This window comes from Photobacterium proteolyticum (assembly GCF_001939735.1).
Classification (GTDB): domain Bacteria; phylum Pseudomonadota; class Gammaproteobacteria; order Enterobacterales; family Vibrionaceae; genus Photobacterium; species Photobacterium proteolyticum.
This window is the reverse complement of record NZ_MJIL01000092.1, coordinates 64,157-89,202: the sequence shown is the minus strand read 5'-3', so window position 1 is coordinate 89,202 and position 25,046 is coordinate 64,157. Positions and strand designations below refer to the sequence as shown.

Below are 25,046 nucleotides of genomic sequence, written 5' to 3'. Positions count from 1 at the left end.
TGGAGTTAGAAACATGATTGTTGTTACAGGCGCATCAGGCCAGCTTGGCCATCAGGTGATTAAACATTTAATCGGCAAAATCGACTCGTCACAAATCATTGCTGCGGTTCGTACACCTGAAAAAGCCAGCGATTTATCGGCCCTGGGTGTACAAGTGCGTGAAGCTGACTACTCAAAACCCGACACACTGAAAACAGCGTTCGAAGGTGCCGATAAAATTCTTCTTATTTCGTCAAGTGAACTGGGGCAAAGGGTCGAACAACACAGAAATGTTATCGAAGCGGCCAAAAACGAAGGTGTCTCTCTCATTGCCTATACAAGCCTGCTACATGCAGATACATCGCCTTTAGGGCTAGCTGGAGATCACATTGAAACAGAAAAAGAGTTAAAACAGTGTGGGATACCCTACGTACTACTTCGCAATGGCTGGTATACGGAAAACTATCTCGCCAGTGTAATGCCTTCTATTGAGCACGGGGCATTTATTGGTAGCGCGGGCACGGGGCAAATAAGCTCGGCTGCGAGAGATGATTATGCAGAAGCTGCAGCTTTGGTCATGACATCAGAAGAGCCCCAAGCAGGAAAAGTATACGAGCTCGCCGGTGATGAGCCTTACACACTATCTGATCTTGCAGCTCTAATTAGCCAAGAATCAAACAAAGAAATACCTTATGTGAACCTGCCTGAAAACGAATTCAAAGAAGCACTTGTTGGTGCAGGATTGCCTGAGCCACTCGCGGCACTGCTTTCCAATTCGGATGTTGGTGCCGCAAAAGGAGGATTATTTGACAAGAAGGGTGAGTTAAGTGCGTTGATTGGTCGCCCTACAACAACACTTAGCGAGATGGTTAAGGCCCTGTTTGCATAAAAGATCTTAGCTCTCCGAGTTCATTTTAGCGCCGGGCTATTTGATACAGACAATATGCCAAATAGCAAAGAATCGCTGGCTTAATTAAGGCTCAGTCATTGTTGAGTAGCCGGCTCTATATACATGAACTTCTCTATCCACTTTCAACGCTACCAACGTTGCTCTTTGAGAGTAAGCGTAATATTCAGGAATCGTTACAATGAAAAAATCAGCCTCTTACATTACTGCAGCACTGCTGACGACTGTGTCATTGCTAAGTGCATGTACAACAACTGCGGCGACGTCAGATAATCAACTGGTTAATAGTCCAATGAAACAGACCGCAATGAAGGCCCAAGACGCCTTTTTTAAAGATTTTAATGCTGAAGAGATGAAAAAATATTTCCGTGAAGATTATATTCAGCATAATCCGCATGTACCAACAGGGCTAGCGCCTGCACTTGGGTTCCTGCCGGCATTAAAAGAGGCAGGGTTAACATATAAAACTCATCGCCTACTAGAGGACGGTGACTTTATCGTCATGCACAATACCTACGATAACGCAGAAGCGTTCGGTGCCAAAGAAGTCGTCACCTTTGATGTTTGGCGTATGCACGATGGCCAGGTTGCCGAACATTGGGATGCTATCTCTCCAGTTATCAAGGAAACGGCAAGTGGTCGCTCACAGTTTGACGGGCCGACTCTTGTCACAGATACAGACAAAACCGAAGAGAACAAGCAACTGATCGCCAACTTTATGGAAGATGTATTTTTTGGCCGGGCACCTGAAAAGATCAGTGAGTATATTAGTGCAGAGCAGTATGATCAGCATAACCCGATGGTGAAAGACGGATTAGACGGTCTTAACGAAGCACTTGCTTACTTGGCATCTCAAAACAACATGTTCGATTACCATAAAGTTCATCGAATTTTTGGTGAAGGGAATTTTGTCTTAACGCAAAGCGAAGGCCGGTGGAATGGCAAACCACAAGCGTTCTACGACTTGTTCCGCATTAAAGAAGGTAAAATAGTTGAGCACTGGGACATTATTCAGGAAATTCCAAAAAAGATGGCTCATGAAAATGGTATGTTTTAAATAACAGTAAAAGGCCCCTTTTTTAGGGGCTTTTATCTTCAACTCGTTTATTTATGGCACAAATTGCTCTATTTTTCCCACATTTAATTAAAAATCGCGAGTATTCAAAACAACCTAAGCTATATTTTCGGAACTGAAACAGATTAATGTGTCGGTAACAGTTGGGAACTCAGAAAGAGAGGCTTAAAAAAAACCGCATGTGCTTTAGCTCTTATTGAGCCATACCAATTACCATCAATGAAGAGGGCTGGCTTATAAAGTCCCCCAAAAATATGACCACCCTGTTGTTATTGGAAGCCCCCACATAGGGGACAACTGCTAAACACTTTCTCCACTCAAGAAAGAGCAATTTTGTACAAACGCATTTGGCATCACTTCGTTATACTCAGTAATAACCTCAATCAAACGAGGGATGGGAAGTTAAATGCAACAGGCGATGGAGAAAGCAAGACCATGGATTCAAAGAAAAAACAATCGCCTAAAAAGGAAAGGGCTACCTATAGTATTGCCGATGAGCTGGGTGGCATTGATCTGCTTGATGCCGATTATCACCGCCAAAACTTTTCACGCCACAGCCATGAAGGCTACACTGTTGGTGTAATTGAAAACGGTGCCCAGCAATTCTATCGTACCGGCGGTAACCATGTTGCCCCGCAAGGCAGTATCATCTTAGTCAATGCTGATGAAGTGCATAGCGGTCATTCTGCCACCGAAGGCGGCTGGTCATACAAGGCGATGTATCCCCTCCCCGATCAATTTGAAACCATTAGCCATGAACTGGCTGCTGGTTTATCAAGTAACGGAGCGCCGTACTTTCCTTCTCCGGTCGTCTATGATCCCGAGCTCGCCAGCCAGCTTCGGCTAGTCTTTGAAACATTGGAAAAATCAGACAACCGCCTTCTACGGGAGACCTTACTTTACGGTGTACTAACCAAGCTAATGTGCAAGCACGGCAAGCGACCCACTGCACCTCAGGATGTGTCGAAGGCACAACGCCAGCTAAAACTGGTCAAAGAGTTTCTTGATGATTTCCCGAGTGCCGACATCTCCCTTCAGGAGCTGGCCAACCTGGCCTCATTCAGCCCGTATCACCTCGTGAGAGCATTTCAGAAGGAGTATGGGTTCCCACCCCACGCCTACCAAATTCAGGCGCGACTTCGTCTGGCAAAACGATTGATCCGACGAGGGCACACCGTCTCGGACGCTGCGCAAGAATCCGGTTTTCACGATCAAAGCCACCTCCACCGACATTTCAAAAAAGCCATGGGTATTACTCCCGGTCAGTTTGCCAAGCAAGTGGCTCGCTAGTCATCACATTGCATCGTTATTGCTCCTTCTATTGAGCAATAACGTACAAGTTTGTATCGTGGTTAATTCTTAAAGTGAAAAGCATGACTGATAACAAAGAAGAAACACGCAATGCAAACATCCATCACAACCAATGACGGAGGCGCTTCTGACAGAACAGAAGCATCTCATCAGAACATGACAGATAACAGTAACCAACAACAGACATCACAGGAAAAGCGCACTCTATTCAGGCAAGGAGCACTAGCCGTCAGCCCGCTGTGCGTTGCGGTGATCCCATGGGGATTACTGGCCGGATCATTCGCAATCGATATCGGCCTAGACCCGTTTCAAAGTCAGGCGCTCTCAGCCATTGTCTTTGCAGGCTCTGCACAGCTGGTTGCGACGGGCTTACTGAAAGTGGGAGCGGGTCTGGCAACTATCTTGCTAACTACCCTCTTTATTACCTCGCGTCATTTGCTCTACAGCATCACAATGCGCGACAAGATCAGTCCGCTGCCGCTGAAATGGCGAATTGGCTTGGGATTTTTACTTACCGATGAGCTGTTTGCCCTATGCGGCCACCAGTCACCCAAGGTATTCAATCGCTGGTACGCCCTAGGGGCCGGCCTGTGGTTTTACATTTGCTGGAACCTGGCTACGCTGGCTGGCATCGTCGCTGGCAAGTTCATCCCCAATCTTGATAGCCTCGGGTTAGATTTTGCTATTGCGGCGACCTTCATTGCCCTTGTGGTCCCGACAGTCAAGAATGCATCCGTATTGGTTTCAGTGGTTTTTGCCCTGATCCTCTCTGTTGTACTACAGGCCTATAACGTTGAAGGCGGTTTAATGCTGGCCAGCATGGCTGCGATGGTCGCCGGCTACAGCTACGATAAATACGTTGCCAGTCCTATCGAGAAAGAGAAAGGAAGTGAAAAAGGAGAAGACGCATGATTTGGTTAACTCTTCTGGCAATGGCCCTGCTCGTTTTCACCAGTCGCTACTTGTTTCTGGAGCCAAGGCTTCCTCTGCGACTTAATGCCCAGGCACAAAAACTATTGAGCTACTCCAGCCCTGCCGTTCTTACTGCAATTTGGGCACCGATAGTCTTTCTGCCTGAAGGCGAGCTCTCCGTCTCGTGGCATAACCCCTATCTGGTTGCAGCGGTTGTCGCTGTGTTACTGGCCTGGAAATTGAAAAGTGTACTGCTTACCGCCGTTATCAGCATGGCTGTATTTTTCCTGTTGTCATTCTTATAGATAGGAAGAAATATAGAGAGGCAGAAATTATCGTTGGCTCCTGTTATTGATAATGTTATTTTTCAGCGCAATACGAATAACACCCACATGGTTATGACATGAGCGAAAGATACGAAAAAGGGCTGAAGCAACTCAATGAACTCGATTCCAATGCAGCAGAAGGACTGATTGAAAGCTTCCGTGACATCTGCCCGGATTTGGCAAAGTACACCATTGAATATCCGTTCGGGGATGTCTTGCAGCGCGAAGGACTCGATTTTAAGACCCGTGAACTGGCAACGATTGCCGCACTAACTGCACTGGGCAATTGCCAGCCACAGCTCAAAGGACATATCAGCGGTGCGCTTAACATTGGCTGTACACCCAAAGCGATCACCGAAGTGATCCTGCAAATGTCTGTCTATGCCGGGTTCCCTGCGGCTATCAATGGCATGACTGCGGCTAAAGAGGTGTTTGAGTCTCGCGGTATTATCACTGAAAAATAACCATAAAGAGACAAACCAGTTTGCCTTTCAGCCTGTTGATTCACACTTTGTAATTTCAACAGGCTGAAAGCATTTACATCAGGCTATACAGCTATTTCTGGCTTTTATGGTTACTGTCACCATCGCAATGATGGCGCAAGCCACCAGCACACCCCCCAGGTTTTGTACTGTTCCTGCAGCAGCAAGCCCGGCACCAATCATCAAGTAATACAGAAGTCCCAATACAGCCCCCGCACTGCCTGCCTGAGAGCGATAGTGAACCAGCGCCTGACTCAGAACATTAGGGATACCGATACCAAATCCCATCACAACAAAAATCATCGGAAGCAGGAACCATAATGAACCTTGTAACAGCAATACTCCAATCGCCCCGACCAAGCCAAGCAACGTCGCCATGCACATCAGCCTCTGGTGAGTAAAGCCCTGTTGTATCAGTCTCTTATTTAACAGGCTGCCCGCAAATGTACCTATAGCAAGCACAATACCACTTCGGCCAAACGTGATAGAGTCATAGCCAAGCTGCTCAAACAAGAATGGTCCTTGTAAGTAATATGAAAACAGCAAGACATTAAAGAGCGCAACTAACAGCGCACTACGCCATATATCGTTATCCCTTATCATCTGTCGAAACAAATTACCCAATGCTGAGGGCGCCGTACTCTCAGGAGCCGTCCCATGCATTGTCTCCGGCATCGTCTCAGGAAGAGTCGCAACGCTGATCACCAGCAGCACCAGTGCCAAACCGCTCAGCGTTACAAAGACATAGCTATGTCCGCCCCACTCTGCCAGAAACCCGCCTGACATCATGCCGATAACCGGGCTAAGGGAAATCCCCATTCCCATATACGAGTAGACCTTGCTTAGTCCAGGTCCGTCATAGCTATCACGCAACATGGTTTGGGTAACAACAGATCCAACGGCAACCCCGAATGCGCTCAAGCCTCGAGCAACCATAAGCAGTTCAAAACTTGGAGCAACCACCGCACTGGCGGCGCTAAACGCATAAACTGACAGCCCGAGTAACATTGTTTTTCGCCGACCTAATAGATCTGCAACCACTCCCCAAACAATGACACCAAACGCAAAAGCCAAGAAATATACCGACAACGTCTGGCTTGCAGCTTTGACACTTACATCAAACCTGTTGGCAATATGCGGTAATACCGGGCTGTAAATGGTTTCAACAATTTGCGGGAACATTATCAGTACCACCATTAAACCCAGCGCTGGTTTTGTTTTCATCTCATAAACCTCTAACTGTATAGCAAAGCTCATATTTTTCGAGCAATGCACTTCTATTTGAATGACAGCTAGTTTACGAGCCTATCTTATGGTCAAATAACACAACTAGAACAGAAAATATCAAAATTGGGACAATGGCTGAGTTCAGTGAACACACAATCTTTAATGTCGATGAGATGGAAAATGCGGTCATAGGCATAGCAACGCGTGTCGGCAAGCATGATTCCGGAATGCATCAACATCAGAAAGGGCAACTTCTCTATGCACCTAAAGGCTGCATGAGCATCTCACTCAATGGGATTAAGTGTGTATTGCCACCAACACGGGCCGCCTGGATTCCAGCCAACACCCCGCACTGTGCGCGTATGACCAATGTGGTCGAATATCGCTCTCTCTATTTTGATCCGTCGCTGAATGCGTCTCTTCCTTCGTCTTTAAAAATCGTAGCCGTTAACCCATTGCTTAAAGCATTAATTGAAAGAATGGCCTTTTGGGAGTGGGATAAACCGCAAAGTGGACAAAAAAACACTACGGCTCTGTTTTTCGAAGAATTGGCAAGCGCCAAAGAAGAATTGCTGCAATTGCCTTTGCCATCAGATCGTCGCTTACAGAGCTGGGTCCAACAGCTCAATGAACCGACCTATATTGCTCCCCCTCTTAACCAGCTAAGTCAGTCTGTTGGTGCCAGCGGCAAGACCATCAGCCGAATATTTAACAAAGAAACAGGAATGGCCTATCAGGCATGGCGGCAGCAGTGGCGGTTATTAAAGTCGATCGAGTTATTATCGGAAGGATTACAAGTTAACGATGTTGCCTATCAGCTCGAATTCTCAAGTGACAGTGCCTTTATCAGCTTCTTCAAGCAACAAACAGGCATTACTCCTTTTCAATATATGTGAAAACTGTCACCAATTACTCATCGTGAATATATTAAATAAGTTAATTTGGCTCCATCGTCAAGATGCTGTTTAATTGAAAGATCAAATCACTTTAAACCGAGAAAGAAAAACGGTCATGAGTGAAGCAACTAAAAAGGCAGTAGTAAATTCTAAAGCAGTAATTGGCGTTAACTGACTTAGCTCTATAATTAAATATGATGTTAGTGAGTAAGAAAATCCAGATATGATACTAAGGATATACTTTTCTTTTGTTAACCCTCTTTCAGCACCTGAAACTCTACTCGCAACAAATGCACTAACAACTAACACCAGTAGATTATTTGCATATATTGGCTTAAGCGAAAACAAATCATTAATATAAAACCCAGCAACAATTAGAAAGCTGTAAAATAACAAGTAGAAAAAACTCAACTTCATGAGTTACTTCCTCCTTTCTAATTCGCCTGAATATTTTTGTGTTTCATTATAAGAAAACTCATGAATACCTATTAGAGCAATTGATACGATAAGAACGACTACATTTCCAGTACTTGCTCCTTGCTTTATAATACTCCACGCTGAACCACCGACTCCGTATGCACCTGGATTAGCACCTAAAAGACTTGACCATCGATTAAAATCATTATGGAACTGTAATACTTCCTTTAATTCACTAGTAGTTAAAGACCACTCTCCCCATTGCGGGTTTACTAACACATCAGTACATTTTGCTATCAGTCCACTTTTTAAGTGCCCAGATGACAGCCTAGAGATCAATCGCATAACTTGCTGCTTTGATTGACCATCTAAACTTCGATACAGTATCGTCCCAGCCATTGACTGTGCAATCAATACAGAATTACCTTGGATGTGATGCTTGGGAATGTTTAGCACAGATGCAAGCATATATAGTGCTTCCTTATTCGATTTTGGTAATTAATATTTTAATTGTTTTGAAAAGTTAGTCATTTATCATTCTCCACCGATGTAATTTAATTAGACGATAATATATCACTGTTCTATTGACGTATTTGAAGTTAGTAAAAATGCGACTAATTTCACAAGAGATATAGCATGATGAATAAAAATACAACCTATAAATGTCATCTTCCTAACCCCTCCTTAGAGTAATAACCATACTTCCAACATTAGAGCATTCCATCTAAGCATGAGCAACTACACAATTCAGTGATTTAACAATTACAATATTGAGAAATACAGATAAAAGCCCAATACTTCATTCCGTTTTGGCCTGCCCAGCTTCATCTATTCATTCTAAACTTTGTTATCACTCGCACTGTTCATCGTAACAAATCAGTCTCTCACCATTATTTCTCAACTCAAATTAGAACTTAAGAATAAAATCATCGACATAATATATAGTCAGATTAGCTTATCAAGCGTCTGTCTTATATAGATCACGAAAATCACAACCATAACAAGTACAAATAACAAAACAGACTATTAACCAAGCAATCAATATGATTTGTAGAATATAAGGTAAACAAATAAACAGAAGTAACTATAAACAAAGATGAAAATAAAACCATTCACTAATTTAAAGTTGGTGAGCCTCCCTATTAACTGACAAAGACATTTATATAAATCTTTGTCAGTTTCAACTAACAAGCTACTGGTATTAAAGGATCATTGATGTTTGATAAAGTTAGCTGTTCGCTAAGTGCAGCCCAACAAGAAGTCTGTCTGGCTATCAGCCAATCAGGGCATAATCTCAACTATCACTTATGCGACGTACTTGAATTTCATGGCGAACTAGACCTTTCAAAACTAGAACAGGCAATTCAGGTTCAATTCACTGAAACAGAAACCCTAAGAACGACGCTCGACATACAGGCAGAAACAGGGCTCTTCACACAATTCATCCATGCACCTGACACTCAAGCAGGGAAAAAACTCGATTTCCATGACGTCTCGGTATCACAAGACCCTGAGCAGGAATACGAACGGCTTCTTAGCAACCTGCTCAGTCAGGATATGGACCTTATAAACGGACCGCTAGCCCGATATATTGTAGTTCGATTGGCACCATCTCAATTCCGAATCATCGAACTGGCATCCCACTTGGTCGTTGATGGTTGGGGACACGGCATTCTATCCGGCAATATTGCTGCCCACTACAACAAACTATGCCGGGGTGAAACAGTTGAAGCGCAAAATCTGCCGCCTCTAAGCAGTATTTTTACCGCTGAAGACGAATATCGAAATAGCAAGATGATGGTAAAGGATCAGGCTTATTGGCAAAAGTATTGCCTAGATCTGCCAGAGCCCACGCAACTTGTTCCGGGGGATGCTCCCCTAGCCAAATTAAACCGCCTGAGAAAAGTATTCGACGGCCCTGTGTTACACCAGTTACGAGATGTCACCGCAGAGCATAAACTGCGAATGTCCTCCGTTCTGATGGCACTCTGTGCCACCTACCTGCATCGCCTGACAGGCCAATCCGAACTTGCTGTCGGTATGCCTGTGGCCGCCAGACAAATCAAAACCCTTCGCGATGTGCCTTCGATGGTAGCTAACATCCTTCCGCTGCATTTGTCTTTTGACGAGAACAGTACAGTGCTTTCCGTCGCTTCTAACATTCAGCGACAGTTACGACGTCACCTGCTGCACCAAACCTACCGTTTCGAAGAAATGATCCGGGATCTGTATGATGAGCGCGGAAACAAACCGCTATTCAAAACATTGTTGAATGTGGTTGCCTATGATCAGGGGGCCAACTTTGATGGCGGTGAAACAAGGATCCAAAATGTCGCCAACGGTCCTGCGTCATACTTGGGTATCGATATCTTCGACCGCAACAAAGATGGCCGTCTGGAGATCGGCTTTAACGCCAATGCCGAACTCTTCTCGAACGAAGCTTTAGAGATGCATTACCAGCGACTCACTCTTTTGCTGGCACGGTTTGTCGAAAAGCCTAATACACCTGCCGCTGACTATAACCTGTTTTTCGATGGTGAATACGAACGGCTGTATTCACTTCCGGGCAAAGCTGCTGTATTACCAGTCTTTGCCGATGCTTTCAATACCTCAGTGAATAAGCACGCATCAAAGTTCGCTCTTTCCCAAGGCGAGCGTCAGATCTCCTACTCGATGCTCAATGACTATGCCGATCGCCTTGCCAACCATCTGCGACAGCAAGGCGTCAACCAAAATGACTGCGTCGCGGTGGTCGTATCACGAAGTATCGAATGGGCTGTTGCGGCCGTGGCCCTGTTCAAGCTTGGGGCTGCTTACGTTCCCGTCGACCCGGAACTACCCGATGGCCGTATCGAACACATCCTTTCAGATGCCGCGCCCGCTAAAATTCTTGTCTCTCCCGGGTGCGGACTTAATGTAAACATTCCAGCCGAAAAGGTACTTTACCTAACAGCTGAATTATTCGAACAATTGCCAACGGCCCGGCAATCAGTTTATAGCGTTGATCCTAACTCGCAGGCCTACCTTATTTACACCTCCGGCTCTACCGGTAAACCCAAGGGCGTGGAAATCACCCATCGCAACCTTGTTCCTATCGCCCGTACAGCGATAGAGGCAGCTGATCTTCAGCCCGGCGAGAAAGTGTTGCAGTTCATCGCGGCAGGGTTTGATATGTCCGTGCTTGAAATCATGATGACTCTGCTGGCCGGGGCCACCCTTGTGGTTACCGACAAGGTTGCAAGTACACCGGGCAAACCGCTGGCTAAACTGGTCAAACGCGAAAACATCGATCTGCTTGTCATGACACCCAGCCTGCTGGCCTACCACAAAACAGAAGATTTTCGTCAGGGAACCAGGCTCTTGCTCGGTGGCGAAGCATGTACACCTGCTTTGCTATCACGTTTCTCGCATTGTCGACTGCTCAATGTCTATGGCCCGACTGAAACCTCATTCGCCACCTCAATCAATGCTAAGTTTGGTACCAACGACTTATCAATCGGTCCACCAACAGCCAACACCCGCCTCTATGTGGTCGACAAGCAACAGCAACTGCTCCCTCCCGGTTCATGGGGAGATCTGTTTATCGGCGGCCCCGGCGTTGCGCAAGGATACCGCAACCAGCCGGAGCTAACGGCAAAAGGCTTTGTGCCAGACTTGCTTGATGAAAGCACCACCATGTACCGGGTTGGCGATCGGGTGTATTTTGACTCCGAGGAGCGCATTCACTACCTCGGACGCCAGGACAACCAAATCAAACTTCGTGGTCTGCGTATTGAGTTGGATGAAATCAAAAACGCACTGCTCAGCTGTAGCGATGTGGAAGATGCGGTTGCACTTCTGAGTGAACTACCCCATGGTCCGGCTATTGTCGGCTATGTGGTCTGCAAAGATGCCGCACTTGAAAGCGACCGCCTGAAACAAGCGCTCAGCCGCCAGTTGCCCCATCACATGATCCCCAGTGTAATATTGACTGTCGAAGAATTCCCGCTAACTTCAAACGGCAAACTCGCCGTCAGACAACTGCCGTCACCAGCCATTATCGACAACACAGATAAACTTCTTCCCACAACAGCAGAAGAAGAGACAATGTGTAGCCTGTTTGCCTCTATATTGGAGCGCAACCAAGTCTACACCAACGAGAACTTCTTCGAGCTCGGCGGTCACTCGCTGCTGGGCCTGCAGCTCATTAACCGTATCAATGAAGCGTTTGGCGTCACGTTGGGGATCAGTGACTTCCTTGCTGCCTCATCTCCTCGTCAGTTAGTACAACGCCTGGATCCAAGTATCAGTTACAGCGATCCTTTCGACAGCATGTTGCCGCTGCGTGTCGAAGGTACACGTCCGCCATTATTCTGTATCCACCCGGGCGGTGGAATTGCCTGGCCATATGCCGGTCTCTTGCCTTTCCTGCCCGAAGACCAGCCGGTATATGCTATCCAGTCTCCTATCCTTCGCGATCCGAACCGTATCGTGGGTTCATTGGATGAACTTGCCGAGGAATATTTACAAAATATACAGGCTATCCAGCCGGAAGGTCCTTATCAGCTGGCAGGCTGGTCCGTTGGCGGCAACCTGTCACTTCGCATGGCAGCAATGCTTCAGGCTCAGGGACATCAAGTCAGCTTCCTGTGTATGTTTGACAGCTATCCGCTGCAAGGCGGACAGGTATCGCTCAAACTGGATGATGCGACCGTTATTACACGTATGACTCGAGCCATTGTCGGCACTCCCCGCGCCGGAATGAAAGGGTTGAAAAGTGCCATGGATGAAGTCCTTGGCAATAATGACGTCGGTAATGACTTCCTTACCCGCATTGTGGAAGATTCCAAACTGATGCTGGATCTGCTTGCCAACTGCCGATATGACCGCTTTAACGGTGACTTGCTCTTTATCCGTGCCACCACCGACATTTTGCGGACAGAAGAACAGCAACCTGCACTTTGGTCCCCTTACGTTTCGGGATCACTTATCGAGTACGAAGTTGATGCTCCCCACGAATGTTTGCTGCAACGTCAGTATCTTGAACAATTCGGTGATCAGTTTGCCAAAGAGTTGCTCAAACGCCAGTCTGAAGCGTTAAACAGTGAACAAGTCGCCAATGTGTAAGCGCTAAAAGTAAAACAGCATAGGTTAACGCCTATGCTGTTTTCTCTATTGTGTTGAAATATAACGACTATTTCTTGCTTTTAGCTTCTCACCTTCTCAACAGCATCATGCCAAACAGTGCCAACACGCCGAAGAAGTCAAATGAACCACCACTCCCTCCATCTGACGACGGAGGCGTCTGCGGAGCAGTTGTCGGCTCAGGAGCAGGCGCTGCTGCCACTTTCAAGCTAACAGGATAATGGCGAACACCTTTACCCGGCGTGGTAATCGTCAGTGAAAAACCAAGTTCTTCCTCTTTGGCTGATGAGGGCAATGCAACTTTCAAGACCTTGGCATCAGGGTTGGCAATAACCACACTTGTCCCTTTCACCTGCTCCCAGCGGTACTGGTAAGCGATACCGCCTTGCAAATCTGCCACACTGTCTGCATCAAGCACCAGATTGGCACCTGCCGGTTTTGACTCGACAGCGGCCGGTTTGGCTGCTGGACCGAGATCGCCCACCGCCACACGGATTATCTTGCGACTTACGCGACTCCCCTGGCTAACCGTCAGCTCAAGCTCGATATCCGACGAAGCACCCACTTCAGGTAACTTGATTTTAATCTGCTCACCCTGAGGTGGCAGCTCAGCTAAAGCAGGACCACTTAGCTGCTTCCAGCTAAACACGAGCGCTTCGCTGCCAGCACCTGTCGATGGCGAGGCGTCCAAAACCAGCTCACTCAACTCAGCAAGTTTGTATCCACCAGCAACTTCATTTTTCAATGTGATAACCGGGCTTGGTATAACATACTTAGCGATATCAATACGCCACTGTTTCTTGGTGTGGGTTTGGCCGTCAAACACATCAAATTCAAACGTCTGCGCACCGCCTGATGCACTTGCGGGTACGGTGAACTCTAAGGTTGAGCCGTTAGCTACCGGCACAACAAGTGGACCGGAAATCTGGCTCCATTTAAGTTGAAGTGCTGCAGGCCAATTATCTGGATCTTTCGCATTGGCTGTCAGTATAACCTTATCGCCTATATTAGCCTTAACCGGACCGGCGATAGTAACAGTTGGTGCTTGATTGACATAAGCTCCCCAAGAGACGCTATGTGTTGCGACCGATGATGCTTCTCCATCATCTGCAGTTACCTGAACTTGTACCGTTCCAGCGCCCTGGTTCTTGGGAATATTCAACCGAATTTTCTCGTTACTAAGCAACTCAAAAGGAATACTTTCTCCTTTTATTTGCCAGCTGAGCTTAACCTTTTCCGGCGTCTCGTCAGTCCAATTTGCACTAACCTCTGCCGATTGACCAGCCTGGATATTTGTCGAGCCAGTCAGGCTTATTACCGGCGCTTTATTTGCCGGTTTTAGGTTAATAACCCGTGTCGCAGTGGCTGTTGCTTCACCATCACTGACTTCAGCAGTAACTGTCAACGAACTTGCCGTAACGGATGCAGGTACAGTCCATGATAATTGCTTACCTGAAGGCAAAGCCGGTGAATCAATTCCCGAAATCTTCCAGCTCACAGTCAACTTATCCGCTGCTGTTTCCTTGTCGCTAACCAGTGCGGAAACCTCAAGCAGTTTGCCAGCCTGACCCTCTGAAGGCGCATTTAGGGAGATAGTCGGAGCTACATTCACATGCTTCAGCGCAATAGACATCGATTTGCTGACTGCAGACTCGGCTGTCTGACGGCTATCTCTGACTTTCAGTGACAGTTCGATTATGCGGTCTTGGTCCGATGCCGGCGCCTGCCATTGAATAGACTGGCCCTGCCCGATCCACTTACCATCAACATACCAATCTGCCTGTACAAAGCCTTCACTGTCCGGATCCGATAATTTGTCCATAGCGAAGGTGACACTCTGCCCTTCTGAAACCTCAGTCGGTGCACTAATCTCAAATGTTGCGGGCTGATTAACTGCATCGACTTCTACGGTATGACGAACAATACGCTTCTCACCATTCAAGGTGTATACCGCATCTATCTCATAGCGCTTAGATTGTGCAAGATCTGGTACCGTTAGGCTAAACGTCTCGCTATCAGACGTGCTATCCTCACCAACAACCTGCCACTGCACCGTAATCGGTGAGCCATTTAACATCGCCTTAAATGTCAGTGTCGACTTTTCAGACGCCGATATCGGGCCATCAATGGTAAAGGCAGGTACACAGTTCAGCGTCACCAATTCGGCAGTGGTATAACTTGAATAGTCAGTCAGCTGCCATTTTCCGTCGGCTAACTCAGTATTGTTATCCATGCTTAACCACAAACTTCCACCAGTGCGTGCCAATGAGGTCAGCTCAATAGTCTTTTCGCTGTTGGACAGTTTCGGCAGCAAGTTAGATTGGTTATCCCCTGTTAGGCGCAACACATGACGAACATTATCGCTCTTCCAGGCCAACGGCTTATTGAGAGTAAGCGACCAGGCATTATTCACTTTTTCAAAAGCAGCCAGACCAGCTTGGTAACCGCCGATCAATGTGAACGGATACGCCTTGTCTTGTACCAACTGATTATCCTGCCAATGGCGAACCGTAAGAGGTTGCGAGCTCACTTCACCACAGGTGAGTTGCGGTGTTGGTAATGTTAGCGTTCGCTTTTCACCTGCAGCCAGTTCTATATTCTGTGCAATCTGATTCGGCAGAGCCACCTCGACACGTTCAACCTTATTGGCACTATCATAGTTGACCAGCGTTAACGATGTTTCTGCAGGCATTAGCGAGGCTATTGCAACTCGTGATTTCGGCTCAACCTGACGTGGCAATAGGTTGGAATTAGTAAGCCGCAGACGATAAATCTGTTCGGCTTTCAAGCTTGAATCAAGCCGATGTGCCGTGGCCAGCAAGGCCTGAGAAAGCTCCCGATATGAGGCATCGACAGAAAGACCGGCAAACGTCTCCAGCACAATGTGATCCGCCAGCTTTCTGCCTTTCTCTTCACCGTGAATAACAATCAGATCTTCCATTGCCGCCAGCAACGGCTGGGCTAACATCGGCTCAAAGAAGACCTTTCCTTCCGGCCCGGTGATACCACCATGGGAAGAAGAAATTTTCTCCTCCATACCGTCGAAATAATCATAAAGCTGAGTGCGAAGCTGTCGATCAGCACTCGTTTTGCCGCATGCTCCGCTTCTAAAATCACTAAGACTGCCATTCCAGTTAGGATCCTGGCGCAAGAACCCAGCCGCCCAATAGTCGGCAAACCCTTCATTCATTGCAGTGTTAACCGGATTGGAGCGTGACAAACCCTGCAATCGAATAAAAACAGAGTGTCCTTGTTCGTGCAGTGTGGCACCGGGATCGTAGAGCGAGGCGCTACAGTTATTATCGACAATCTGAATAATATCGAATGCCGGTTTGTAAATACTGCTTCCACCACTCGCAGTAGTTGATAGCACCAAGCTTGGTTTGCTTGGCAGCAAGTGCGCATAACCTAGCGTATTGGCAGCGTAGCCAATCCCTTTGTCCGCATAGGCAACATTGGTGATAATACTCGTCAGTTTTCGCTTTTTCTCTGCGGCCGAATCCGAATCGCTATCGGCATCACTCCAGAGCTGTGCGAACGTACGATCTTCAAAGTCCCATGAGAAATCCAAACTATCTAGAAAAACAAGATTTGCCGTCTGCAGTTTACCCGTCGTGTTTATCGATAACGTCTGAGAAATAGGCGGCCACACCTCCCAGAAATTTGCTAAATAATTTGCACCAAGCGTTCGCTGAGGATGCTGACCATACCCTTGCCACTGCCAAGGAGACACCGGCGGAATATTTTGTTTGTCGCTACGTTTTGCATAGGGAAAACGAGGTAACGCGGACGGACTAGACGACTGGCTGTTCCACCACAACTCTAATAACCCATCAGGATTACGTGACGGCAAATTCAGCTGATAACCAAGCACCAACTTTTTATTTGATATCCGATATAACGGTGAACCTGTTATTTCATCGGCAACATAGCTTGCGGGCAGCTGTTCCTGATCGGCTTTATTGAGCAACCGTAACCTATTCGCCTGAGACTGGATAGAAAGTGTTAATGGCTCATTGGGGTCACTTAAGATGGTTTTGAGCGAGCTAATTGCTTCATCAATGCTCTTTATTTTACTGCTATTGTTATCATCTTCTCCTGGCCGATAATCAACCACCCGATACTGATAACGAAATAGCTTACAATTGTTATCGATTGATAAGATCAGCTCCTGCTTTTCGATTGGAATGGTATTGTGGTGAAGATTAAACACCAGATGATGGCTATCTACCCCATCGACCTGAGCAATAAATTGAAAGTCATCCGGTTGCCAAATACTGCCAGCTTGAGTCAACACATCCGATAGTAAACTTCGCCCCTGGGCTTCACCAACCGATGATCCGGCACTACAACTGAGACTGTTAGGAAACGCCATCGCGTTTGTTTCTTGCATCGGCATTGCATGCACCGAACCGGCAAGAAGGAATAACACTGATATATTCAGCTTACGCATTGTGAATGAACCTTACATACTTTTCTTAGAATGCTCCGCCTTCGCTTGGACGGTAAAGTTTTATACTGAACAATTATGAACACTGTTCATACCGCGAGAGTATAAGTAATAAAACGCTTATTTTGAAGGATGTTTTTTTGGAGGGATGAAGAGAAACTGAGGATTTACGGGGCCAAAGACATTATTGAAAACTAATATCGCAATAATCAATACAATTAAAAACAGCACAGGCGTTCGCCTATGCTGTTTGCGTTAATCGAATCTGGTCACGCTTATTGCGATTACATTCTTTCGGTAAAGGTTCGTGCAATAACGTCTTGCTGTTGTTCTTTTGTCAGAGAGTTAAAACGCACCGCATAACCAGATACTCGAATAGTCAGCTGCGGGTATTTCTCTGGATTTTCTACTGCATCAAGCAACATTTCACGGTTCATAACATTCACATTCAAATGCTGGCCACCTTCCACATCAATGCCACTTTCATCGGCTTCATGGTGGAAATAGCCATCCATTAATGCTGCCAGATTTTGCTTCTGGGTATCCATATCTTTACCCAATGCGTTCGGCACAATAGAGAATGTGTACGAAATACCATCTTTTGCATAAGCAAACGGCAGTTTAGAAACAGATGTTAATGAGGCAACGGCACCATTTTGATCACGCCCGTGCATCGGGTTTGCACCCGGGCCAAACGGCATACCGGCACGACGGCCATCCGGTGTATTCCCGGTCTTTTTGCCATACACAACATTGGAAGTGATGGTCAGAATAGACTGAGTCGGAATCGCCTCACGGTACATGCTCATCTTCTGAATCTTCTTCATGAAACGTTCGACAAGATCACAGGCAATATCATCAACACGTGCGTCATTGTTGCCAAACTTCGGATAATCGCCGTCAATCTCAAAATCAACTGCCAGACCATCTTCGTCACGAATCGGCTTCACTTTGGCAAATTTGATTGCAGCCAGAGAGTCAGCAACCACCGACAAGCCTGCAATACCGCACGCCATAGTTCGGTGAACATCTCGATCCATCAATGCCATCAGGGAGGCTTCATAACTATAGCGGTCATGTGAATAATGGATAATATTCAATGCGGTTACATACTGAGTTGCCAGCCAATCCAGCATTTCATCGAAGCGTGGCATCAGGCTGTCAAAATCCAGCACTTCATCTGAGATCATCGCTTGTTTCGGGCCAACCTGAACTTTGGATTTCTCATCAGTACCGCCATTGATGGTATAAAGCAGTGCTTTTGCCAGGTTGGCACGAGCACCGAAGAACTGCATGTCTTTACCAACAACCTGCGGACTAACACAACAAGCAATCGCATAGTCATCATTGTTGAAATCCGGGCGCATCAGATCATCATTTTCATACTGAACTGATGATGTTTCAATAGACACTTTCGCCGCGTACTTCTTAAAGGCTTCAGGTAGCAGCTCAGACCAAAGAATCGTCATATTAGGCTCAGGTGCCGGCCCCATGTTGTGCAGTGTATGCAAGTAGCGGAACGTCGTCTTGCTTACCAGTGTACGGCCATCAACTCCCATACCGGCCATCGCTTCGGTTGCCCAGATAGGATCGCCAGAAAATAGAGAGTCGTAGTCAGGCGTACGAAGGAAACGGACCATACGAAGCTTCATGATGAAGTGATCAACCAGCTCTTGCGCCTGTGACTCGTTAATGACACCATTCGCGAGGTCACGCTCGATGTATACATCTAAGAATGTCGAAGTACGTCCTAACGACATGGCCGCACCGTTTTGTGACTTCACAGCAGCCAAATAACCAAAGTAGGTAAACTGAATAGCTTCTTGTGCAGATTTTGCCGGAGCAGACATATCGATGCCATATTTAAGCCCCATAGTACGGATATCTTCCAGTGCCTGAAGCTGATCCGCAAGCTCTTCACGAAGACGCAGCGTTTTCTCAAGATCCTGTCCTTGCTCTAGGAAAGCCTGAGTAGATTTAAACTGCGCTTGCTTATCTGCTTTGAGGAAATCAATACCGTACAGAGCAAGACGGCGATAATCTCCAATAATTCGTCCACGGCCATAGGCATCCGGCAGACCTGTGATGATCCCGGATTTACGGCAAGCCAGAATATCTTGGGTATAAAGATCAAAACAAGCCTTGTTGTGTGTCTTGCGGTATTCGGTAAAGGTTTTCTCTACGCCAGAGTCCAGCTCGCGGCCATACACTTCACACGAGTTCTTCACCATACGAATACCGCCGTTAGCAATAATCGCCCTTTTCAGTGGCTTGTCAGTTTGCAAGCCAACAATAGTTTCCAACTCTTTGTTAATATAGCCGGCATCGTGAGAAATAATCGTTGATGGCAGCTCAGTATCAAAATCAATCGGCGCATGAGTCCGGCTTTCTTCTTTAATTCCCTCTAAAACACTATTCCAAAGTGTGGCGGTTGCTTCAGTAGCATCTGTAAGAAAAGATTCATCGCCTTCATAAGGTGTATAGTTGGTTTGAATGAAGTCACGAGTATTGACCTCAGCCTGCCAATCACCAGCTGTAAAGCCTTTCCATGCTTGAAGCATTTCAGTCGTTGGAATTGTCATATTTAATACCTAACAATAAGAGTTATTATGAGATTTAGAGTTTTAAAGCCTTGAATTCCAAGCCTCTCATCTCGTTGACAAAATAGTATGACAAATCAATCAATGAGTAAAATGAATGGTTTTCATTTTTCACATGTACAACATGCATAGATTGTTTTCTATTTGCTTTAGCCATACAAAAAAGCCCTTCATCTTAATTGTTGATGAAGGGCTTCGATTAACAGATTCGGTTCGCTATTTAACTTTAAATAAGCGGCCCGTAATCATGCTCATAAAATGTTCCGATATGGTCGTCCCTGTTGTACATAGATACACATGCGCAGCAATAAACAACACCATCACATGCGACATTGTCACGTGTAATATGACCATCAGTGTTTTTCCGTCAAAGCCAATAATCTCTTTCGGCAATAACTCATTAAAGAAAAGCGCAATACCGGACAAAATTAATAATGGGAAAGCAGCGAATACAATCGATAAATACCCCATTTGCTGCAACGGGTTCAGGCGTTTTTTCGGATCATGACCCGCAGGATTCTCATCACCACTAAAAATGCCCTTCAAGTAAAATTGAGCTTGCTTGATACTGTCTCTGACAAAATTCGGTCGAGGCAAGTACTGCTTTATCTGCCCGGAAAGCACCAGGTAGATCAAATACAGCCCCCATAGCACTATCAGTACAGCACCTAGGATATTGTGACTGTTTTGCGCAAACTCGAAGGCAACGACCGAGAAATGCATCGACAGTCCCGTAAGCAGCAGAATGATAAACACGATAACGTTAGTGTTATGCCATAACCTGACCCCTACCGGGAACATCACAGTGGACGTTTTTACCAACTCAACCTTTTCTCGCTGACCTGGATCTTTCTGGCCAAGCTCTTTATAACCTTGTTCTTGATAACCAAGCTTTCTTAAGCGAGCATGGAATGCCAAGAGTGACAGCGTAACCAACAGAGCAACCCCGAAGATAGCATCAACCCACCCTACTGGAGTTGCACCAATAAGGTAGCGGTCATCGAGCAGCTTTTCATTCATAAAGCCGTAAGGTGAGTCTGCCTTCCCTTTCTCTTTGGCAACGGCATCTGCGTTTTGCTCAAGCAAGGTGCTGTCATCAAAGATCCCTTTATCTAACATAGAAAAAGCTTTCTGCTCATTACTGTACTTATACAAGGTCGTCGTTATCGCAGAATCTTCGTTGTGACAAAGCTTACAGTCTCTGACTGCATCCTCAGCCGGAGTGATGGTATGTAGTTTCACACCCTCCCCTTCGCTATGGCAATCGACACATCGAACGGCACTGAAATGCTTGTTTTTCTCTGGCAAGAACCAGTGTGCCATATCCTGATCTAACAGTTTTTTATCTGTCAGCTTCTCGTAACCTTGCAGATCATTATGGCAGGCAAAGCACGGCTCATTAGCCTGTTCAATGCTGCGGGCAATCTCCTCAGTGCGGCCCGGGAAGTTAAAGGTATGCGCATTATGGCATTCCTGACACTCGAACTGATGACCGAATTGCTCAACGATTGTCTTGGTATGGTGACTTGTTTCCAGTTGATGATTGATATCCTGAAACACAGTGTTATGACAGCTATCACAACTGCGGCTTATTACATCACCTTGGAACTGATGAGGCGCTTCCTCAAACGCACTGTCATTCGCTCCCTCATGACAATTCAGACAGCTCTGACCTTTGTGTACCGAGTCGTTGTATCCAACAACATCGGTATGCAAGTCTAAGGTTCTGCCCCGCTCTGTCTTCCACTCATCATTAATCGTATCACTGGCATGGCATGACAGGCATTGCGCATTCTCTTCTGCCGTCTGGGCTCTCAGTTCTCTGGCCTGATCACCAAAGTTGTCAGTCCCAGCCGGGCCCGCCTGAGTATGGCAAGCAAACATTGCCGCCAACAACACCATGCCAAATGTTTTACTATTGATTTTTAACATTTGTTACCTCAGCGAGTTTATGGTGTCTTAAAGCCAAACTGATGGCACTGTTTACATACAGACTTCGATTCACTGTGCTCCATATGGCATGAATCACACGGAAGCTCTGTTTCCCAGTGCGGAGAGTTATGCGGATTGGGCTCAAGCTCTTTGGTTAACTCTGCAACCGCTTCAGGGCTGCCATGGCAATTAGCGCAATTTGCAGTATCTGCAGGCGTAACAGGTTCGCTGGAGCCGTGGCAAAGCTCACAGCTATTTCCGTTTTGGTGGACCTTCTTGTGATAGCTTTTTACCGGTACCTGGTTATAAATTTTGTTGTCGATATAATCTAAAATTTTCTGGTGCAGCGCGTTTTGTTCCAGCACTTGTTCTGCATTGCTCTTCGGTGAAGCATTTGTATCTGAGGCAAAAACATTAAATGCCAACCCTAAGAGCAGAACGAATACTAATAGCGGTGTAATTAACTTATTCGTGTTATTCATTGTTTTCATTCCAAATCAGAGAAGACTAAATAGCGTCATTGCGAGCAACACTGTTGCCTGCGATACGTCCCATCACCAATCCATCGGTAATCGCGCAGCTTCCAAGACGGCTGGCACCATGAGGACCGCCTGTTACCTCTCCTGCTGCATAAAGCCCGGCAATCGGCTCAAAGGTTTCGGAATGTAAAACCTGGGCACTCGGATTAATTTCGACCCCACCCATACAGTGGTGCACTTTAGGCCAGCCTCTGACGGCATAAAATGGCGGCTTGATGATTGGCGTTGCTGTCGAGACAGGTTTACCAAGCTCCAAGTCGTCATTGTTTTTGACATACTCGTTATAGGCAGTCACTGACTCAATGAGTCCCTCTGCTGGGATCTGGTAATGACTGGCAAGATCTTCCAGACGGTCAAACGCATGCACAACCTTATATTCCAGGCAGCGATCCAGTGTCGGACATGCCTTGGCACCCACACTGTCGACGAGAATAATTGGGTAATCAGGCTCGCCGCTTTCTTTGACGTTTTTGATCATGGCATCGGCACGTGTCTTCCTGTCTGCCAATTCATTGACAAAACGTTTCCCTGTCGCCCGCTCGACCATAATCCCGTAACGGAAGCCTGATTGAATGTTAAACATTGAAGCAACACCAAAACCCTGCTCATCGGGTGATGCCCATGGGCCAAGCTGAATCAGGGATAACTGGACGGGTACAGCACCGATTCGAAATGCTGCACGAAGCGCCTCTCCCGTTGCTCCCGGCTGGTTGGTACTGTCTATCACCCCACCCAACCGCGGATCTTGAGCAGATAAAAACTTGGTGTCACGGCTAAAGCCACCGGAAGCGAGAACCACCCCGCGTCTGGCTTTAAAGTGTTTTACGATGCCCGTCTCTTCATCAGGGAAGCGGTAGCCGTCTTTGACCTGGATGCCGATAATACGTTTGTCATCGTTGGTAATGAAATTCAGCATTTTGCATTCAGTGCGAATAACAACACCTTCTCTACGGGCGGTTTTGACCAGCGGCCTGACGATGCCAGAGCCAGAGGCATTATGGGTAAGATAAGTTCGGGCTACCGAATGGCCACCAAGCCAGGATAACTTAGGCTTAAATTTGGCACCGCACTCAACCACAAACTTAAACGCATCCGGTGAACCAGCAGCGATCGCTCTTGTCAGTTCAGGGTGGTTAATCCCGCGGCCTGCTGCCATCATGTCCTGAACCATAAGCTCGACGCTATCTTCAACGCCTTCTTCTTTTTGTAACTCACTGCCTGCAACAGCGAACAGCCCACCATTAATGGTGGAGTTACCGCCCGGAACACGCATTTTTTCTACGATCATGACATCAAGCCCTTTGCGACGAGCCTCAATCGCAGCTGACAAAGCAGCAAACCCACTACCAATAACTAATACATCAAACGTTTTATCCCAACTAATGGCATTATTAATTTGACTGGCACTTGCCTCACTGCCAAGCATCATGGCTGTTGCTGCAGCAGCGCCACCAGCCAATAACTTTCGTCGTGAAACATCTACCTTTTGGCAATTATCATTACTCATAAATGTGCTTCCATTTCAGATAAAAAACTCTTTCTAATAGGCGGCAAGAGGAATTAAAAAGCACATCTAATGGGCTCTTTATGGCGTAACAGAAAATAACATTTTCATTTGCCGCATTAGCAAAACTTATATTTATAGATATTGTTATATATTTAATCGTTCCGGTTCATTGATTGAACAGAATAAAAAGGTGCCGATTAACTCGTGCCAGAATTGTAGATTTAATTACCCCATAAGAGGTAATGATGAATAGTCATTAATGTTATGCGCTGAAATCATTTACTGCATAGTAGTCATGAATAACGTGCATGAAATGCATAAGCCACCATATTCAAAACAAATCATTACAAGCAACACCCAGAAAAACACCAACCAAACACAAGCCAATAACCAAGGCGACACAAAAGCCCATCACCGGTAACTAAAATTACGTAATACCATGGCAATGAATACAACTGATGAACTTCACACTTTTATTCATTGATAGTGACTATAACGAATTCGGATATCAATAAATTATAATAAGCCATGTTCTTATGGGGATTTATAGCGATAATCGTCAGAAAAAATAAAAGGCGAAGGTAATTAAAATCACCTTCGCCCATAATATTATGCTTGGTAGCTACTACCTTCTACTTCGATAGCGCTATCAAGATTCGCCTTGCTGTTCTGAATAACGCTTCAGATGTTGTTCACGGAATTTATGCCCGATCACTGAATAAACGGTAATATTCTCTTCAGCCAGTTTTAATGCTTTACCACTTTCACCAGCACAAATTGCCTCGACCAAAGGAAGATGACTTAAAGCGCTCTCCTCCGGATCATAACTTGCGTGGTCAATATTAAAATAAATCAGCATCTGGTTAGCGACATTGCGGTAAATCTGGTGCAAGCGCATATTGCCGCTTAGCTCAATAATTAATGTATGCAATTCAAGTTCAAGCTTACTGATTTGCAGGCAAGTTACACCTTCACTGCGGCCAACTTGCAGGTAATAATCCATCAAATCATGCAGTCGAGTTTTGCCCTCTTCGGTAATATGCTCAGCCGCCAGCCAGGCTGAACGTGTTTCCAGAGCAACACGTAAGTGATACAGCTCCCACAGGTCATTCTCGGTAATATTAATTACCTGCCAACCAACATAGGGTTTCTGAACCACCAGACCTTCATGGGCCAAGGTGTTCAGGGCCATCCGCACTGTACTGCGCGATAGCTCCAAATCTTTCGCCAGTGCACTCTCCACCAGCTTTTCGCCCATTCCGTATTTTCCACTGAGGATCAGCTCACGCAGATAGCCCGCGGCTTGCTCCTCTAAGCTCTGTTTTACGATTTTCATTATCTTTCCATACATCTACAGATAGC

At 46.2% G+C, this 25,046-nt stretch carries 17 protein-coding genes; 8 read left to right on the top strand and 9 right to left on the bottom strand.

Annotated features, from left to right (window positions below):
- Positions 1–13: 13 nt before the first annotated feature.
- The 6 genes from BIT28_RS22305 (at position 14) to BIT28_RS22280 (ending at position 4,974) form a co-directional block, all read left to right on the top strand.
- Complete coding sequence (locus tag BIT28_RS22305) at positions 14–868, top strand: SDR family oxidoreductase (RefSeq protein ID WP_075767153.1); 855 nt, start codon at positions 14–16, stop codon at positions 866–868.
- Between the two features lie 199 nt (positions 869–1,067).
- Positions 1,068–1,943: a nuclear transport factor 2 family protein gene (locus BIT28_RS22300; RefSeq protein WP_083652069.1), complete on the top strand. Its 876-nt coding sequence runs from the start codon at positions 1,068–1,070 to the stop codon at positions 1,941–1,943.
- A 453-nt stretch (positions 1,944–2,396) separates the two neighbouring features.
- Positions 2,397–3,251: an AraC family transcriptional regulator gene (locus BIT28_RS22295; RefSeq protein WP_075767152.1), complete on the top strand. Its 855-nt coding sequence runs from the start codon at positions 2,397–2,399 to the stop codon at positions 3,249–3,251.
- 177 nt (positions 3,252–3,428) lie between these two features.
- A complete protein-coding gene (locus tag BIT28_RS22290; protein WP_075767271.1) occupies positions 3,429–4,184 on the top strand; it encodes an AzlC family ABC transporter permease in 756 nt (251 codons plus the stop codon).
- Complete coding sequence (locus tag BIT28_RS22285) at positions 4,181–4,489, top strand: AzlD domain-containing protein (RefSeq protein ID WP_075767151.1); 309 nt, start codon at positions 4,181–4,183, stop codon at positions 4,487–4,489. Before BIT28_RS22290 ends, BIT28_RS22285 begins: the two co-directional genes overlap by 4 nt.
- 98 nt (positions 4,490–4,587) lie before the next feature.
- Entirely contained in the window at positions 4,588–4,974 is a 387-nt protein-coding gene (locus BIT28_RS22280) for a carboxymuconolactone decarboxylase family protein (protein WP_075767150.1), read from the top strand.
- A 78-nt stretch (positions 4,975–5,052) separates the two neighbouring features.
- Here BIT28_RS22280 and BIT28_RS22275 read toward each other — a convergent pair whose 3' ends face one another.
- Positions 5,053–6,216, bottom strand: a complete 1,164-nt coding sequence (locus BIT28_RS22275) for a multidrug effflux MFS transporter (protein WP_075767270.1) — start codon at positions 6,214–6,216, stop codon at positions 5,053–5,055.
- Between the two features lie 134 nt (positions 6,217–6,350).
- On the opposite strand from BIT28_RS22275, the gene BIT28_RS22270 reads away from it, so the two are divergent.
- Positions 6,351–7,115 carry an AraC family transcriptional regulator gene (locus BIT28_RS22270; RefSeq protein ID WP_075767149.1) on the top strand — a complete coding sequence of 255 codons (765 nt, stop codon included), beginning with the start codon at positions 6,351–6,353 and terminating at the stop codon, positions 7,113–7,115.
- A gap of 81 nt (positions 7,116–7,196) precedes the next feature.
- Here the strand turns inward: BIT28_RS22270 and BIT28_RS22265 are convergent, their stop codons facing one another.
- The gene (locus BIT28_RS22265) at positions 7,197–7,532 is read right to left on the bottom strand and encodes a hypothetical protein (RefSeq protein WP_075767148.1); all 336 of its coding nucleotides are present in this window, start codon (positions 7,530–7,532) and stop codon (positions 7,197–7,199) included.
- A 3-nt stretch (positions 7,533–7,535) separates the two neighbouring features.
- On the bottom strand, positions 7,536–8,000 hold the full coding sequence (locus tag BIT28_RS22260; protein ID WP_245823833.1) for a hypothetical protein: 465 nt from the start codon (positions 7,998–8,000) through the stop codon (positions 7,536–7,538).
- A 747-nt stretch (positions 8,001–8,747) separates the two neighbouring features.
- On the opposite strand from BIT28_RS22260, the gene BIT28_RS22255 reads away from it, so the two are divergent.
- Positions 8,748–12,638, top strand: coding sequence for a non-ribosomal peptide synthetase (locus BIT28_RS22255; protein WP_075767147.1), 3,891 nt, complete (start codon positions 8,748–8,750; stop codon positions 12,636–12,638).
- Between the two features lie 88 nt (positions 12,639–12,726).
- Here the strand turns inward: BIT28_RS22255 and BIT28_RS22250 are convergent, their stop codons facing one another.
- From BIT28_RS22250 to BIT28_RS22225, 6 genes are all read right to left on the bottom strand, one after another.
- The gene (locus BIT28_RS22250; protein ID WP_075767146.1) at positions 12,727–17,109 is read right to left on the bottom strand and encodes a hypothetical protein; all 4,383 of its coding nucleotides are present in this window, start codon (positions 17,107–17,109) and stop codon (positions 12,727–12,729) included.
- A gap of 281 nt (positions 17,110–17,390) precedes the next feature.
- On the bottom strand, positions 17,391–19,688 hold the full coding sequence (gene pflB / locus BIT28_RS22245) for a formate C-acetyltransferase (protein ID WP_075767145.1): 2,298 nt from the start codon (positions 19,686–19,688) through the stop codon (positions 17,391–17,393).
- A 234-nt stretch (positions 19,689–19,922) separates the two neighbouring features.
- A complete protein-coding gene (locus BIT28_RS22240) occupies positions 19,923–21,638 on the bottom strand; it encodes a cytochrome b/b6 domain-containing protein (protein ID WP_075767144.1) in 1,716 nt (571 codons plus the stop codon).
- Between the two features lie 17 nt (positions 21,639–21,655).
- Complete coding sequence (locus BIT28_RS22235; RefSeq protein WP_083652065.1) at positions 21,656–22,120, bottom strand: cytochrome c3 family protein; 465 nt, start codon at positions 22,118–22,120, stop codon at positions 21,656–21,658.
- Positions 22,121–22,145: 25 nt separating this feature from the next.
- Entirely contained in the window at positions 22,146–23,684 is a 1,539-nt protein-coding gene (locus BIT28_RS22230) for a flavocytochrome c (protein WP_075767143.1), read from the bottom strand.
- 649 nt (positions 23,685–24,333) lie between these two features.
- Positions 24,334–25,020 (bottom strand): GntR family transcriptional regulator, encoded by a 687-nt coding sequence (locus tag BIT28_RS22225; RefSeq protein ID WP_075767142.1) that lies wholly within the window; start codon positions 25,018–25,020, stop codon positions 24,334–24,336.
- Between the last annotated feature and the right edge of the window lie 26 nt (positions 25,021–25,046).

Excerpts from the sequence above, each read along its gene's own strand:
- BIT28_RS22305 (WP_075767153.1), top strand. The coding sequence starts at position 14 with ATGATTGTTGTTACAGGCGCATCAGGCCAGCTTGGCCATCAGGTGATT.
- BIT28_RS22300 (WP_083652069.1), top strand. The coding sequence starts at position 1,068 with ATGAAAAAATCAGCCTCTTACATTACTGCAGCACTGCTGACGACTGTG.
- BIT28_RS22295 (WP_075767152.1), top strand. The coding sequence starts at position 2,397 with ATGGATTCAAAGAAAAAACAATCGCCTAAAAAGGAAAGGGCTACCTAT.
- BIT28_RS22290 (WP_075767271.1), top strand. The coding sequence starts at position 3,429 with ATGACAGATAACAGTAACCAACAACAGACATCACAGGAAAAGCGCACT.
- BIT28_RS22285 (WP_075767151.1), top strand. The coding sequence starts at position 4,181 with ATGATTTGGTTAACTCTTCTGGCAATGGCCCTGCTCGTTTTCACCAGT.
- BIT28_RS22280 (WP_075767150.1), top strand. The coding sequence starts at position 4,588 with ATGAGCGAAAGATACGAAAAAGGGCTGAAGCAACTCAATGAACTCGAT.
- BIT28_RS22275 (WP_075767270.1), bottom strand. The coding sequence starts at position 6,216 with ATGAAAACAAAACCAGCGCTGGGTTTAATGGTGGTACTGATAATGTTC.
- BIT28_RS22270 (WP_075767149.1), top strand. The coding sequence starts at position 6,351 with ATGGCTGAGTTCAGTGAACACACAATCTTTAATGTCGATGAGATGGAA.
- BIT28_RS22265 (WP_075767148.1), bottom strand. The coding sequence starts at position 7,532 with ATGAAGTTGAGTTTTTTCTACTTGTTATTTTACAGCTTTCTAATTGTT.
- BIT28_RS22260 (WP_245823833.1), bottom strand. The coding sequence starts at position 8,000 with ATGCTTGCATCTGTGCTAAACATTCCCAAGCATCACATCCAAGGTAAT.
- BIT28_RS22255 (WP_075767147.1), top strand. The coding sequence starts at position 8,748 with ATGTTTGATAAAGTTAGCTGTTCGCTAAGTGCAGCCCAACAAGAAGTC.
- BIT28_RS22250 (WP_075767146.1), bottom strand. The coding sequence starts at position 17,109 with ATGCGTAAGCTGAATATATCAGTGTTATTCCTTCTTGCCGGTTCGGTG.
- pflB (WP_075767145.1), bottom strand. The coding sequence starts at position 19,688 with ATGACAATTCCAACGACTGAAATGCTTCAAGCATGGAAAGGCTTTACA.
- BIT28_RS22240 (WP_075767144.1), bottom strand. The coding sequence starts at position 21,638 with ATGTTAAAAATCAATAGTAAAACATTTGGCATGGTGTTGTTGGCGGCA.
- BIT28_RS22235 (WP_083652065.1), bottom strand. The coding sequence starts at position 22,120 with ATGAATAACACGAATAAGTTAATTACACCGCTATTAGTATTCGTTCTG.
- BIT28_RS22230 (WP_075767143.1), bottom strand. The coding sequence starts at position 23,684 with ATGAGTAATGATAATTGCCAAAAGGTAGATGTTTCACGACGAAAGTTA.
- BIT28_RS22225 (WP_075767142.1), bottom strand. The coding sequence starts at position 25,020 with ATGAAAATCGTAAAACAGAGCTTAGAGGAGCAAGCCGCGGGCTATCTG.